Annotated in this window: 15 protein-coding genes and 1 tRNA gene; 14 read left to right on the top strand and 2 right to left on the bottom strand. The window is 65.1% G+C overall.

The genetic code is table 11. The annotated features are described in order from the left end of the window. Positions 1-6: 6 nt before the first annotated feature. The 11 genes from DFR74_RS23675 (at position 7) to DFR74_RS23635 (ending at position 7270) form a co-directional block, all read left to right on the top strand. The gene (locus tag DFR74_RS23675; protein ID WP_067503873.1) at positions 7-882 is read left to right on the top strand and encodes a hypothetical protein; all 876 of its coding nucleotides are present in this window, start codon (positions 7-9) and stop codon (positions 880-882) included. Next, on the top strand, positions 879-1481 hold the full coding sequence (locus DFR74_RS35535; RefSeq protein ID WP_147265896.1) for a Gp37-like protein: 603 nt from the start codon (positions 879-881) through the stop codon (positions 1479-1481). The genes DFR74_RS23675 and DFR74_RS35535 overlap by 4 nt, the downstream gene beginning before the upstream one ends. After that, positions 1375-2574 (top strand): Gp37-like protein, encoded by a 1200-nt coding sequence (locus DFR74_RS35530; protein WP_459178097.1) that lies wholly within the window; start codon positions 1375-1377, stop codon positions 2572-2574. Before DFR74_RS35535 ends, DFR74_RS35530 begins: the two co-directional genes overlap by 107 nt. After that, complete coding sequence (locus DFR74_RS23665) at positions 2571-2966, top strand: phage gene 29 protein family protein (protein WP_084537343.1); 396 nt, start codon at positions 2571-2573, stop codon at positions 2964-2966. Before DFR74_RS35530 ends, DFR74_RS23665 begins: the two co-directional genes overlap by 4 nt. A gap of 76 nt (positions 2967-3042) precedes the next feature. Further along, entirely contained in the window at positions 3043-3591 is a 549-nt protein-coding gene (locus tag DFR74_RS23660; RefSeq protein ID WP_232331629.1) for a M15 family metallopeptidase, read from the top strand. Continuing rightward, a complete protein-coding gene (locus DFR74_RS23655; protein WP_067503880.1) occupies positions 3588-4577 on the top strand; it encodes a hypothetical protein in 990 nt (329 codons plus the stop codon). Before DFR74_RS23660 ends, DFR74_RS23655 begins: the two co-directional genes overlap by 4 nt. Next, complete coding sequence (locus tag DFR74_RS23650) at positions 4574-4774, top strand: hypothetical protein (RefSeq protein ID WP_067503883.1); 201 nt, start codon at positions 4574-4576, stop codon at positions 4772-4774. Before DFR74_RS23655 ends, DFR74_RS23650 begins: the two co-directional genes overlap by 4 nt. Before the next feature lie 4 nt (positions 4775-4778). Further along, positions 4779-5078, top strand: a complete 300-nt coding sequence (locus DFR74_RS23645) for a hypothetical protein (RefSeq protein WP_067503886.1) — start codon at positions 4779-4781, stop codon at positions 5076-5078. Positions 5079-5105: 27 nt separating this feature from the next. Next, positions 5106-5843 carry a hypothetical protein gene (locus DFR74_RS35525; RefSeq protein ID WP_147265894.1) on the top strand — a complete coding sequence of 246 codons (738 nt, stop codon included), beginning with the start codon at positions 5106-5108 and terminating at the stop codon, positions 5841-5843. After that, entirely contained in the window at positions 5840-6706 is an 867-nt protein-coding gene (locus DFR74_RS35520; RefSeq protein ID WP_147265893.1) for a hypothetical protein, read from the top strand. Before DFR74_RS35525 ends, DFR74_RS35520 begins: the two co-directional genes overlap by 4 nt. 150 nt (positions 6707-6856) lie before the next feature. Continuing rightward, positions 6857-7270, top strand: a complete 414-nt coding sequence (locus tag DFR74_RS23635) for a histone-like nucleoid-structuring protein Lsr2 (RefSeq protein WP_067503892.1) — start codon at positions 6857-6859, stop codon at positions 7268-7270. Positions 7271-7666: 396 nt separating this feature from the next. Here DFR74_RS23635 and DFR74_RS23630 read toward each other — a convergent pair whose 3' ends face one another. Next, positions 7667-8470: a hypothetical protein gene (locus tag DFR74_RS23630; RefSeq protein WP_147265892.1), complete on the bottom strand. Its 804-nt coding sequence runs from the start codon at positions 8468-8470 to the stop codon at positions 7667-7669. Between the two features lie 474 nt (positions 8471-8944). Here DFR74_RS23630 and DFR74_RS23625 point away from each other — a divergent pair. Further along, positions 8945-9018: transfer RNA gene (locus DFR74_RS23625), tRNA-Gly, on the top strand. 370 nt (positions 9019-9388) lie between these two features. Next, on the top strand, positions 9389-9988 hold the full coding sequence (gene dcd / locus DFR74_RS23620) for a dCTP deaminase (RefSeq protein WP_067503899.1): 600 nt from the start codon (positions 9389-9391) through the stop codon (positions 9986-9988). A gap of 428 nt (positions 9989-10416) precedes the next feature. Here dcd and DFR74_RS23615 read toward each other — a convergent pair whose 3' ends face one another. Next, positions 10417-10866 (bottom strand): hypothetical protein, encoded by a 450-nt coding sequence (locus DFR74_RS23615; RefSeq protein ID WP_067503902.1) that lies wholly within the window; start codon positions 10864-10866, stop codon positions 10417-10419. A gap of 287 nt (positions 10867-11153) precedes the next feature. Between DFR74_RS23615 and DFR74_RS23610 the strand changes: the two genes are divergently transcribed. Continuing rightward, a complete protein-coding gene (locus DFR74_RS23610; RefSeq protein ID WP_084537344.1) occupies positions 11154-12491 on the top strand; it encodes a helix-turn-helix domain-containing protein in 1338 nt (445 codons plus the stop codon). The last annotated feature ends 36 nt before the right edge of the window (positions 12492-12527 follow it).

Below are 12527 nucleotides of genomic sequence, written 5' to 3'. Positions count from 1 at the left end.
GAACTAATGGCACGAACTCTCGTCGAGGTCGAGGGCTGCGACGGCTCGCGTTTCGTGATCTCCGGCGTCGGGATGGGCGCGCAGGGGGTGTGGCTCGGCACCGACGTGGCCGGCATCTACGACGCGCCTGTCCGCACGATCTACGGCTCGCACTCCAGCCAGATCGGCTCAACCTACTACGCCAGGCGGAATCTCCAGCGAGACATCGTCTTCGGCGTCACGGTCGGCAACACAACCGGCAGAACCTGGGGGCAGGCAGATTCGGCGTGGCGCAAGGCGTGGAGCTACGACCGCGACACCCGGCTGTGGATCACCACCGAAGACTCGCGCCGACATCTGCGACTGCGGCTCGGTGAGCAGCCGGCCTTCGAGCCGGAGCGCGACCCCCACATGACCAAGGTCGAGCGGGTCGTCATGACGTGCGTCGCGGGTGACCCCTGGTGGTACGAGGAGCCCGTCACCGACGCCTTCGTGGCGACTGGACCTGAATCCCAAGGCGCGGTCACCGTCTCCAATCCGACCGACGTGGAGATCTGGTTGGAATGGATCGTCCAAGGCCCGGGTCGGTGGGTATTGCCGGACTTCTCGTGGGGTGACAATCGCTTCCGTCGGGCTGAAGAAGATCGCCACCGACGAATTTCCCTCCCGATGGCCAGGGCAGACCAAGTCTTCTGGGTCCAATCCGATCCTTTCGCGGATCAGCTTCGCGACATGAACGGATCGCAGGTTTGGTCATTGATGAATGGCGTCGCCTTTCTGTACCCAGTGCCGCCGTGGACTCCCGAAACTGAACTTCCGGTCAGCGTAACGGACGCCGAAGAGGGCGCGGGGTTGCAAGTCCGCTGCCCGAGGACCTGGTCGCGGCCCTGGGGGCTGCAATGACGGTAGTAACAATCGATTTCGACGCCACCTATGCCAGGCTCGCGCACGCGGCGTCGCTCGAAAAGTCCGCGAGGCTCAATCCTCCGGTGGTGAGGTTTTGGGATGGTGACTGGAACCTGCGCGGCGCGGTCAACCGAATTGTTTCCGCCGACATCCGTGAGCTGAACAATGAAACCGGGACGGCTCTGTTCGAACTCCCGCTCGATTACTGGATGTCGGATTGGGTGATCGATGTAAACGGTCGATCTACGGACGGAATACACGCAACGGTCGACCGCGACGGAGTCAGATGGTCGGGCCGCATGGAATCTTTTACCGTCGTCAAGAATGACGACGGCACCGGCTCGCTGCGCATTCTCTTCAAGCACGATTATGAAGAGCTGAAGCACCTGTTGGGGTACGCCAACCCCTTTGCCTGCCGCCCCGGCCATAACCGGCCGGGGCGGCAGGCAAAGGGCCTGATTACTCCCTCCGGAGGTGCAATTTCCGAAGGTGTGGACAATTTTCGGTCCATCCCGATGGATCTGCAAATTGACCGCGTTTTTCGCGATCCAGCGCGTCATGGGGGGATGGTGGCAACTACCTGCCGACCCTCTTGATCCCGCCAGTTGGGAGCAATTCCACCCAGAAAACTGGTCGATGGTAGTAGCGCCCGAGTCAATCGCCAACGACACCTCACCTTTGGCGGTCGTTCATTCGCGCTTCAAATCGATCCACGACTGCACGAAAAAGGTGGTGGAAGACGCACAGCTCACTTGGACTTTCCGCCGGTATCTGCCCGGCGACGCGCCGCCATGGCCCGGTGCCCGCTTGCGGCCCGGCTGCCTGGTGATCGATCTCGTAGACAAAAGTGCGGCCTATCAGGAGACATCGTTCTCCGGTGACCTGGCAACCGGCCTGGTCAGGCAGTTTGTCCACGTTGAGCCGGATGGTGTCACTGAGAGCATCCGCACGATCGCCGATCCCGCCATGCCATCGGAGTACTCCGATCCGAATTTCCTGGGAACGGTGGCGAGTGCACCGTGGGTGATCTATCGCGACGGTACTCACACGGGAATTCAGCAATCGGAGTTCGTCTACCGACCAGCTACGGATGTCCGTATTGTGGGAGGCGGGAACTCGATGCCCGGAATCAATGAGGGATTGTCGGCGGCAATTCGCCTGGGAGGGGCGTTGGTCGCGGCTGTGGTGCCGGGGCTTCCGGACCTTGGATCGGTCGCTGACGCACTGCTGGAACCTATTTACAGCAACGTGCTCGGGGCATTCTCTGCGCAGGAAGTACCTGGTCGGAGAAATCGCCTCGGCTGGTCGACGTACCAAGAAAAATGGGCCGAATCCAGCGATCGCGCCTACACAATTCAGTGGCTACTTTCTGTGCGCGCCGCCAAGTGGTCGACTCGCCAGCAAATCAGCCACGAGGTTGTCGTTGCCGACGGCGCGCCCTATCGAATCGGGCAGCGAGGTTTCGGGCACTTCTACGTCGGCGACCGAGTGGGCACCACGGTGCGCGGAATGCCGCCGGGACAGGTTTTTGTGGACCAAGTCACCGAGGTGGCGCTGACGTGGGATCGCGACACCGCTCCCACTTGGAAAATCACTATCGGGCAGCGTGACGAAAAGGACCCAGTGGTCCAGGCGTGGGAGCGCCTGCAAGAAATCCTCGGAATACTGCAAGACTTGGGGGTCCTGTGACCGAAACTTACAATGAAAATGTTGTCGACGCGGAGATTGAGGCAATTAAGTCCACGCTGATCACCGTTCCGGGAATGGCGGGATCGCCTGGTACCATTCCGCCTCCCTTGGCGGCAGTGTTCGCTGTCCATCAGCATGAACTGGGGGTTCGAGTGCACCCGGAGCTGGCGACGAAGAAGTATCAACATCCGATCCGCGGTCCCCGGTCTGCGTATAACCCGGCCGGTCGCTATGTACCAATTGGCGACCCCGACCCGGAGCCGGTCCGAATTCCTAGGGTCGCGGACTACACCGCCGAGGAACGTCAGGTGATCGTCGCCCAACTCCAGGCGCTTGGCGACATCCCGGAATCCGCGTCCGCTGGTGACGTTGCGTTCGTCGTGACCGACTGAATCGTCTGGAACGGCGTCCTGCGGTCCAAGACAATAGATGCAGCGATATGAGCGCGGGACGGGAACGGAAATAGCATTGGCTCTGATCACCGAAAACGGCTGGCGGCAGTGCCGCCGGGACGAGTGCGTGAACCCTGTGGTCCCGGGAACCGCCGACGTACGCCCCGAGGTCCGAGCCGGCGACGCCGCGACCATCCTCATCGCCTGGTGCGCGTGGTGGCACGCCCACGTCATGCGCATCGACACCTACCGCCCCCGCGACTATTGGGGCTGGTCGCCCACTAACGCGATCTGGAACAGCAACCACTTGTCAGGGACCGCAATCGATTTGAACTCGACCAGTCTGCCGTGGAAGCGGTACGCGATGCCCGCGGATCTGGTCACCCGCGTTCGGGAAGGCGTGAGGCTGTTCGAGGGGACCGTGTGGTGGGGAGGCGACTGGCCGGAGGCGTACGTCGATCAGATGCACACACAGCTCGCCCTGCCTGAAGGCCACCCGCGGCTCCGGACCTTCGCGGCAAGGCTAAGCGAGGGGTACCTCGGAGTCTTCGGCTCGCCCGCCCCCTCCGACGATGACGATCCGGTATGGGACCTAGTGCTGCACCAGCTCAGGGGCACAGTATGAGCGGGGTCTATTGGGCTGATGTCAGCCACTACCAGACCGACGCCGCCGGACGGCCCATCGCCATCGACGACTCCTATCCGCACCAGGTGTTCGCGTTCCGCTCCTCCTCCGGCGATCGCCGCGACGCAGTCTTCGTCGAGAACGCCCGCAACGCGAAAGCGATGCTCAACGACGGTCGACTGGTCTGCCTGATCGTCTACTACTTCTACTGGCCAGACCAGGACAGCGCACAGCTCCACCGGCAGATGCTCGAAGAGGCTGGGCTGTGGCGGCACCCGCGGGTGGTGTCGATGGTCGATGTGGAGAGCGCGGGAGGGCGGATTCGCGGCGACGTTTCCCGTGCGGTCAATGCTGAGATCGACTGGCTACGTGACGGATGTGGAGATTCACGCCGCGTCATCGGCTACTACAACCCTCGTGCCGACCCGGGCTTGTGGCCGGTGCGTCCGCCGGATCTGAACCTGATAGTCCCGCACTACAACTACCGGCCCGGCGACAGCTACACGTTTCCGGGGCGGTTCGCCCACCAGTACGGAGATGCGGTGCCCTGCGCACCATGGGGGCCTTGTGACGGCAACTACACCGCCCTGGACCTGCCCAGCCTGCTTGAAATGCTTGGAATTGAGGATGATTCAATGAGTAGAGCCGACGAAGTGCTTCATCAGCTCCGTGGAGACGACACCGATTCGCTCGCCGGGAACACGGGCTGGCGGATGCTCGCGCCGGTCGGCGGACACTCCGTCGCGCTCGGCCGTCAGGTAGACCGCCTCTCGGTCGTCGAGGCGCTGGCTCAGCTGGTGTTCGAGGCAACGCTGCGCGTCCTGCCGTACCGCAACGGCCAGCAGGCCGACGTGCCGGAAACAGTCCTCGGGCACGCCGCAGCGGCGCACGGCGCGGGCCTCGACGCCCTCGCGAAACTCGATCAGGTGCTTGCCGGGCTGGAGGATCTGCGCGCCGCCCTGGCTGAACAGGACCACCGGCTATGAACTTCACAGCGACTGTCCGTGACCGGGTCTACGCGGTCGCCGTCGCGGTCGCGGGCCTGCTCGTGGTGCTGAACGTTCTCCCAACCGGCAGCGAAACGCTGGTCGCGGACATCGCTAGTGGGGTCGGCGCGGCATTCGTCGCCTCCGCTGCACTGCTGGCCAAGCTGAACGTCCACACGCCACCGCCCGAGAGGTGACCGCATGCTGCCCGCGATCCTGGCGACTGTCGCCACCGTTCTGAGCGCGGTGGCGGTCGCTCTGATCACCTACTACGGCGGGCGTCTCCCTTCGCTGGAATCCCAACGAGCGGACTTTAATTCAGTCGTCCAGCCACTGCGGGAGGAGGTCCGTGACCTGCGTGACCGGGTCGCCACCCTCGAAGCGGCGCTGGATGGGCAAGAACGCAAGTACCGCATCGCCGTCCGCTACATCTCGGCGCTGCTCGGGCTGGCCTCGCCGCCGGTGCCGCCGGTGCCGCCTGAGATCTACGGCGATCTGTAACACCTCATCAGCGACCGATAGGACCATGTGACGACTCCCGGCGCGGAGCCGCCCGCCGGCGCGTGGGTTGTCGGCTCCACCTACGGCTCCGACATCACAACCGACTCTTGGAAGAGCGCGCTCAGCGCGCCGATTCTCGGCGAGTACCGTCGAGCGCAGCGCGAGCTGAACGCCGCCGACGACGCGTTCGCCGAACGCCTCGACCAGTTCGAGGATGCCCAAATCGACCTCGCGGACCGGATCGATCTGCTCGATGGTGTCGCCGGATACTGCTCGACTTTCCTGTCCCGAAACTGGAATCTTCGAGGCGGGGGAGATTGGCGATTGTTGCCTTTCGATACCCAGCTTGGTCCACGCAAGGAAACAGATCTCGCTGCGAGTGGAATTCGGCTTGCCACGAAAGGATTATGGCGCTGCGATGCGCACATTACTTGGTATCCAGCGCCGAGCGGGTGGGGGCAATCCAATACCGCCGCCGCTGCACGCCTGACTGTCGTCTACGCTGAAAATTTCAGCATATTCACCGAACGTCGTTTTGACATGGTCATCACTCCGTACGGGTCTGAAACGGCATCCTTTTCGCATACGTTCGTTATTCCAGACGACGACACGTTCATCGTCCGAGTAGAGGCCGGGCACACACGCGACTGGCACAAAATCTATGGCGGCACCGTCCGAAGCGCACTCACGGTAAACAAATGGAACAACGGTACAGAGCACGCACACAATCTCCCGACTGTACCTGACGGTGGCAAACTGGGATGACTACTCCGAACCAGCCTCGGCCGAGCACTGCGTATATCGTCGGCTCCACGTATGGTGCGGAAATCACGTCAGAGTCAGCCTTTTCAACGCTTCGCGGTCGCGATCTCGGCCCTTGGCAAAGTGCGCAAGACAGTTGGCGAAACGTCTGGGCGCAACGCTCCGAGCGGCTTGCGCACGTTGTCGATAGTCAGAATGCACTCATCAATCGGGTCGATCTGCTGACGGGTATCGATGGATTCGCCAGCGCGTTCATGGCGAATAATTGGACGGTATCGCCACGTAAGACGGTGATGCTTCCCTATAACCGCCAGTTGGGCCCAGCGAGAAAAGCGTCGGTGGCAGCCGACGGTCGAATCGTGCTGAAATCGGGCGGGTTATGGAGGATAGACGCACACGCCACACTTTCCGGCTATACCCTGAACCAGATGGTCGTCCCCATTCCGACTCCGCCATATTTTACCGTGGTAACCACCTATGACCCTATTGCGCCAAAATTCTGGATCGAAGTAGTCACGTCCCGCGGGGAATTCCTCACGGTCCGCGCTTGCGATAGTCTCCCCAATGTGGCCACGTACGCCGCCGGGCTGGCCCAGGTGGTCGCGAACCCATTCAGCACAACGTTCACACACACCTTCGTCCTTGACGAGATGCCCGCAGAAGCCGACCCCGCAGCACCCGATCACTGGGCGTACGCGCGCCTGACCATGCGATACGACCCCATCAACACCGCCCATTTCGCAGACGCTAGATGCACGGTCACCGGCGGCACCGCGTCGAGCGCCCTGGTCGCCTGCCGTTGGTCGCGCGACGTTCACCACCGCCACTACGTGCCCGACGTACCAGACGGTGGAGACCTGCAATAGGAAGGATGCATTCCGCAACTCGCACGGGCTGTGATCCACGTCATTAGAGCGCTCCGTGGGCGGTGTACAGCAATCCTCGGGCAATAGCGGATGGGCCGCCAGCGTTTCAGATCGGTTGTCACCCAGCATATTTCGCGATAGCCTGCGAGCATGGCTAAGGAAACGATCATTCGCACGATTGATGACCACACGGGCGACGTCATCGGGCCGCTGGAAATCGCGCCGGCGCAGCTGTGCCAGCTCTCTTACAACGGGAAGATCTACGCTTGGGACTTGTCGCACGCCAGCGCGAACAAGCTCGCGGAAGTGTTGCAGCCCTGGCTCGATTGCGCCTCGCACACCGAGGTGATCAGGAAGTCTCGCGGCAAGACCGCGAACGCCGGTCCCACGGCGAAGTCTGCCGTGGTTGTCGAAATCTCCAGCCCCAGCCGGACGTTCACGCCGGAGGAGCGTCGGCACATCAGGGAATGGGCGAACGCCAACGGCTACAAGGTGGGACCGCGGGGGAAGATTCCGAACTCGGTTGTCGACGCCTACCTGAACCGCGCCACGAAGGTCGCGTAGGCTAATCCCAACCATCGGGGGGCCGGCACGAGGATGCCTTAGCCCATCAGTCAGCGGAACGGAACGCCCTCTCCCGCTCGAGGAGGGGGCGTTCTGCGTCCTTTCCGCTATGCGCGACGCCCCGTCATTCACGAGGCTTCGTCGGTGGCGGGTTTTTGAATCATGGGTCGGCCACGTCGGAGTTGCCCCCGGCGTGACCGACCCGGTAATCGACCCAGGTGTCAGCGTCGCGATAGATGACTCCCTGACTCGCCACCGCCAATTGTGCGAAATGGAGGTGGATGCCCGGACGAGGAGGGGAGGCGTCCCGACACCATTCGACCGTATCAGTTCTGTGTGTCTGCCGGAATGCCCTATCGGCAGCTCAGATTTGGCAGAGAATCCGGCCGGGCGCAGTCAAGCAGCTGGAAGCTTGCCGCCGTCGGCGGCGGCAAGCGCAGGGCTGCTCGCGATCATCCCAGCGAACTCCCGGTTGGCAACTCCATGCATAACCACCACGACAGCGATCATCACCGGTGCTACGCCGAACTCGATCGCGCGCATGAAATCCCGAGCGGCGATGTACGGACCAGTGCTCAGCGTCAACACCAACGCGAGGAGCGCGCCCTCGACGAGCACCAGCCGCGAACGGTCAATCGCACGCCCCTCCCGTGCCGCAGTGGCCGCCAGATTCATCATCGCGATCAGCGGTACCGTCACCATCGGCTCGATCGCGAAACTTAGCCAGAACCGGGGATCGCTCAGCGGTAGACCGGCAGCCACGTTGTGCTGAACGTTGACGGCCCCCCATACGATCCCTACTGCCATGACACCGGTCAGCACGGCCGAGATGCGCCGCGATGACCGCAGCAGCCGAGCGACGCGCGCCTCCGGACTAACCGTTCGGCGATGCATCGCCACGGCGTCAGCGAACGCCTCCGCGTCGGCGAACTCAGCGCGGCGTCGCCGCGCACGGTGTCTGATCGTGGCCTTCGCGAGACGGAGCTGATCCTTCCGCTCCAAGCCGCGAATCATCTCCGCCGCTGCTCGATTCGCCAGCAGCTCGCGATTGGACAAGGCCGACGTGAACGCGTCGTCGGCTTCGTCGTCGAGCCGCTGGCGCGCGCGACGCTGCTGCTCCGCAAGGTCCAGGTCGGGGCCGAATGGCCCCTCGTGCCGCTGCCCCCGAAGGCGCGGACGTAGCTGTGTGACAATGGTCATGTCGGGAAGCTCCAATCTTCTCGTCACCGCCCCTCATCGGATGGCCTTCCGGTGAGGGGCTTTTCGGTTCTGACCGCTGGTCGCGGCGGATGAGACCGCTCCCGCAGCCGAAGTGAAGCTGGTCGAGATCGCCGCGTCAATGTCCGCTCGGCCAGTGACAGATCTGTTTTCGCAGGTCGCGCGGTGGCTACGAGATTGCTGGCGTGCCCGGACGGAGCCGTCGCAGGGGATGTTGAAGACGTTCGGACCGGCTGCCCGAGAACTAGGGCCGGCTGTCCATGCGGACACCGTCGCGGCCGAGTCTTCCCCGAAATCTTCCCCAGATCCTCCCGAAGTGCTTCTCCGGCGGCGACCGGGCGTACGGGCGGCGTGAGGTAGAGACCAGGTTCGGTCCGGGGAATCCGGCCTGTGACCTGGATCTTTCCGCTAGGTGGTGGGATCTGCTACAGTCGCCGATAGTGCGACTGGCACTGCGCCGATGTAGTTCAATGGTAGAACTTCTGCTTCCCAAGCAGACAGCGCGGGTTCGATTCCCGTCATCGGCTCCACATCGAATCCCCCTGGACTCCAGGGGGATTCGTCGTTTCGGGGCTGCGCGTTTCCCGTCGGCGGCCGGGATCGTCAACAGTCATTCGGGTGCGTCGGCACCCCGTCACGTCCTCGACGTCGGGTTGCGGTGCGTGCCGCTCGCCTGATGCGCACTCTCCCCGGTGAGCCGGTACACGTTCTTCGTTCGCAGGTCGATGCCGCGGCCCCACCGTGCGCCGGCCGTGCTGGGCAACGGGACGCCGTCGGCGCGGCTGCGTCGGCGGATGGGCGTCGGGACGCATCGCCGGCGCTGAGTCGCTCCGACATCGAACACCCGGTGCCGCGAACCCGCGCGCACCGGCGAGCGGGCATCACGGTTACGCTCACCCGGTGCTGCTTTCCGATCGCGATATCCGTGCGGAGATCGCCGCTGGGCGTCTCGGGGTCGAGCCGCTGCTGGAGAACCTGATCCAGCCGTCGAGTATCGATGTGCGCCTGGACCGGCTCTTCCGCGTGTTCGACAACTCCCGGTACACCCATATCGATCCGGCGCAGCGGCAGGACGAGCTGACCAGTCTGGTCGAGCCGGGCGAGGGGGAGCCGTTCGTGCTGCACCCCGGCGAGTTCGTGCTCGGGTCCACGCTGGAGGTGTGCACGCTGCCCGACGATCTGGCCGGGCGGCTGGAGGGCAAGTCGAGCCTGGGCCGGCTGGGTCTGCTCACGCATTCCACGGCCGGGTTCATCGACCCCGGTTTCAGCGGGCACATCACCCTGGAGCTGTCGAACGTCGCGAACCTGCCGATCACCCTGTGGCCGGGGATGAAGATCGGCCAGCTGTGCCTGTTCCGCCTGACCAGCCCGGCCGAGCACCCCTACGGCAGCGCGGGCGCGGGCTCGAAATACCAGGGCCAGCGCGGGCCGACGCCGTCGCGTTCCTACCTCAACTTCCCCCTGCCCGCCGACGCGCTGAACGCGGCCGAGTCGCACTGACCCCGCCCCGTCGCCGGGAGTTGTCGCGCGGGAAATTGGCCGCCCGGCCAGAACTGAGGCGCGCGCACCGGTTGGCCGCTTCGTCATGCCGTGGTCGCCCACGGTGGTGGTCAGGCCCCGCGCGCCGCAGCGCATCTGGCACATGGTGGTGACCTCCGCCTCCTGAGCGGCGATCGCACGCGCGCTGGAGCGGGCCCCCGAGCCCGGTGCCGGGCCGTTCACCGTCGGGCAGGCACAGCCGTACGCGCGGGCCTGCGACGCCCCGCCGCCAGTTGACGACCCTTACGCCGAACGGGGCCGATTCACCTTCCCCAGTGAATCCGCCTCGCGCGGCGTCCTTTTCGCATCGAACCCGGTCCGCCCCGTCGACTGTTAGGGGCAGGGGTGGGGCGGACCGGGTTCGATGGCAGCGGGGACCGACGACGCATTCAGTCCCCGCCGCCCGCTCCCACCGCCAGCGCCGTCGTGATGACCAGCGATAACGGCGGGAGCGCGTCGCCCCGGCTCGGTGGGTTGACCCAGAAGCACCCTTCCCGGGTCCACCGGCCGAGTCCGGTCGGCAACATCACGGCGCTGCCCACGGCGGGGATGCCGATATCGAGGCGGTCGAGCACCTCGAGTACCTGCGGGCCGGGGCGGCTGTCGGGTTCGGCGAGGAAGCTCCAGCGGATCTGGCGGGCCAGCATGGGACCCCTCGCCCCGTGCTGTTCCAGTGCCGCCCTGACCTTTTCGGCACGCACGGTGGGCAGGTGGACGACGCAGACCCGGCCGGTGACGGGCAGCATCACGAATCCGCCGCGCTCGGTGGCGGGCAGTCCGTAATCGTGGCGGTAGAGCGCCACCCAGTCCTCGACGGTCCTCAGCTTGTCCACGTTCACGGCCGACTCCTTGCCTCCGGTTCCAGGGTCGCGCGCCCGGTCGCCGTGCGGAATCGCCCTGCCGCTGCCCTTACGCTGCCCCTGCGGATTCACCAGGTGTGTGCCACGTATTCGCCGGTCTCCCAACGGTTCCGTTATGGACGCACGTCCAATAGCCGCTCCGAATTGTGTGTGGCACAGGACACATCACCCTCGTACCCTGGGATGGGAGTTCGTCCGGAAGGAATGACATCGTGGTCAGGGAGTGGTCAGGCAGGGAGACCCGTGCCCTTCGCGATGCCAAGAGGATGAGTATCCGGGAGTTCGCCGCGCATCTGGGCGTGCACGAACGACTGGTGTCGAAGTGGGAGGCGGGCGGTGACCGGGTCCATCCGCGCCCGGTCAATCAGGCCGCGCTCGACACGTCCCTGGCCAGGTCCGACGACGTGGTGCGGGCGCGATTCGCGGAGCTGATCGAACAACCGCGGGTCGACGGGCGCGCCGCGCCCGGTTCCGGTGCGCGCTCGTCCCGAGCGCGCGGCAATTATTCGAGCGACGCCGACCTTCTGGCTCTCATAGACGCGGGTGCGTTGAGAGGTGATGCGTTAGCAGCGATTTCGGAGAGGGATCTGATCATGGCGGCTGCCCACGAGGCAAGCGAGCACGCGGGCCGGGCCGAGAGCACCAACGTGGGCGCCACCACGCTGGACCAGCTCGACGCCGATGTCATGCGCATCGCGAACGACTACGTGCACATCCCACCGGTGCCGATGATGGTGGAGATGCTGCGGGTACGGCGTCGCGTCTATCGGTTGCTCGAGGGGCATCAGCGTCCCGCCGACACCAGCCATCTCTACCTGCTGGCCGGCACCCTCTCCGGTCTGCTCGCCAACGCGAGCACCGACCTGGGCTACTACGACGCCGCGGGCGAGCAGGTCAGGGCCGCGTGGGCCTACGCCGAACTGTGCGGGCACAACGGGTTGCGCGCCTGGACGCGCGGTATGCACGCGCTCATCGAGTACTGGTCGGAGCGCCCGCGCCGCGCGGTGCTGCTGGCCCAGAGCGGCCAGGAGTACGCCGAATCGGCGACCGCGCGGGTGCGGCTGTTCAATATCGAGGCCAGGATCTGGTCCAAGATCGGCAGCGCCGACGACACCGAACGCTGCGTGCGCGCCGCCGACGACGCGCGCGCCCGCGCCGCCACCGACGACCTGCACGACGAGGTGGGCGGCGTGTTCGGCTTCCCCGACGCCAAGGCCCAGTACTACGCGGGCGCCACCTTCATCCACCTCGGCCGCGCCGAACCCGCCCTCGCGGCCACTCGGCGCGCGATCGAGCTCTACGCGGGCGGGCCCGCCGAGAAACGCTCCTACGGCGCGGAGGCGCTGGCCCGCGTCGACTGCGCGGCCGCGCACCTGATCAACGGCAGTCTCGACGGCGCGGCCGAGGCGCTGGACCCGGTGCTCGGGCTCGACGAGGACAAGCGCATCAAACAGCTCGAGGAGCGTTTGACGGGCGTGCGCAGGCGGATCGCCGCGCCCACCTTCCGCGCCGCGACCGAGGCGCGCGCGCTCGACGAACGCATCGAGGAGTTCTGCGGCGCCACCGCAGCCAAGGGCATCCCGCCGGGGGAGCGACCGGCCTGAGGGTCGCGGTGCCGGATCAGGGGAAATGTGATTGCG

Origin of the sequence: Nocardia puris, assembly GCF_003315035.1 — a bacterium.
GTDB lineage: Bacteria > Actinomycetota > Actinomycetes > Mycobacteriales > Mycobacteriaceae > Nocardia > Nocardia puris.
This window is presented reverse-complemented; position numbering and strand designations above follow the sequence as displayed.

What these genes read in the sequence shown, in the direction of transcription:
- DFR74_RS23630 (WP_147265892.1), bottom strand. Translation starts at nt 8,470, where the DNA reads ATGACCATTGTCACACAGCTACGTCCGCGCCTTCGGGGGCAGCGGCAC.
- DFR74_RS23645 (WP_067503886.1), top strand. Translation starts at nt 4,779, where the DNA reads ATGCTGCCCGCGATCCTGGCGACTGTCGCCACCGTTCTGAGCGCGGTG.
- DFR74_RS23650 (WP_067503883.1), top strand. Translation starts at nt 4,574, where the DNA reads ATGAACTTCACAGCGACTGTCCGTGACCGGGTCTACGCGGTCGCCGTC.
- DFR74_RS35520 (WP_147265893.1), top strand. Translation starts at nt 5,840, where the DNA reads ATGACTACTCCGAACCAGCCTCGGCCGAGCACTGCGTATATCGTCGGC.
- DFR74_RS23635 (WP_067503892.1), top strand. Translation starts at nt 6,857, where the DNA reads ATGGCTAAGGAAACGATCATTCGCACGATTGATGACCACACGGGCGAC.
- DFR74_RS23610 (WP_084537344.1), top strand. Translation starts at nt 11,154, where the DNA reads ATGAGTATCCGGGAGTTCGCCGCGCATCTGGGCGTGCACGAACGACTG.
- DFR74_RS23675 (WP_067503873.1), top strand. Translation starts at nt 7, where the DNA reads ATGGCACGAACTCTCGTCGAGGTCGAGGGCTGCGACGGCTCGCGTTTC.
- DFR74_RS23655 (WP_067503880.1), top strand. Translation starts at nt 3,588, where the DNA reads ATGAGCGGGGTCTATTGGGCTGATGTCAGCCACTACCAGACCGACGCC.
- DFR74_RS35535 (WP_147265896.1), top strand. Translation starts at nt 879, where the DNA reads ATGACGGTAGTAACAATCGATTTCGACGCCACCTATGCCAGGCTCGCG.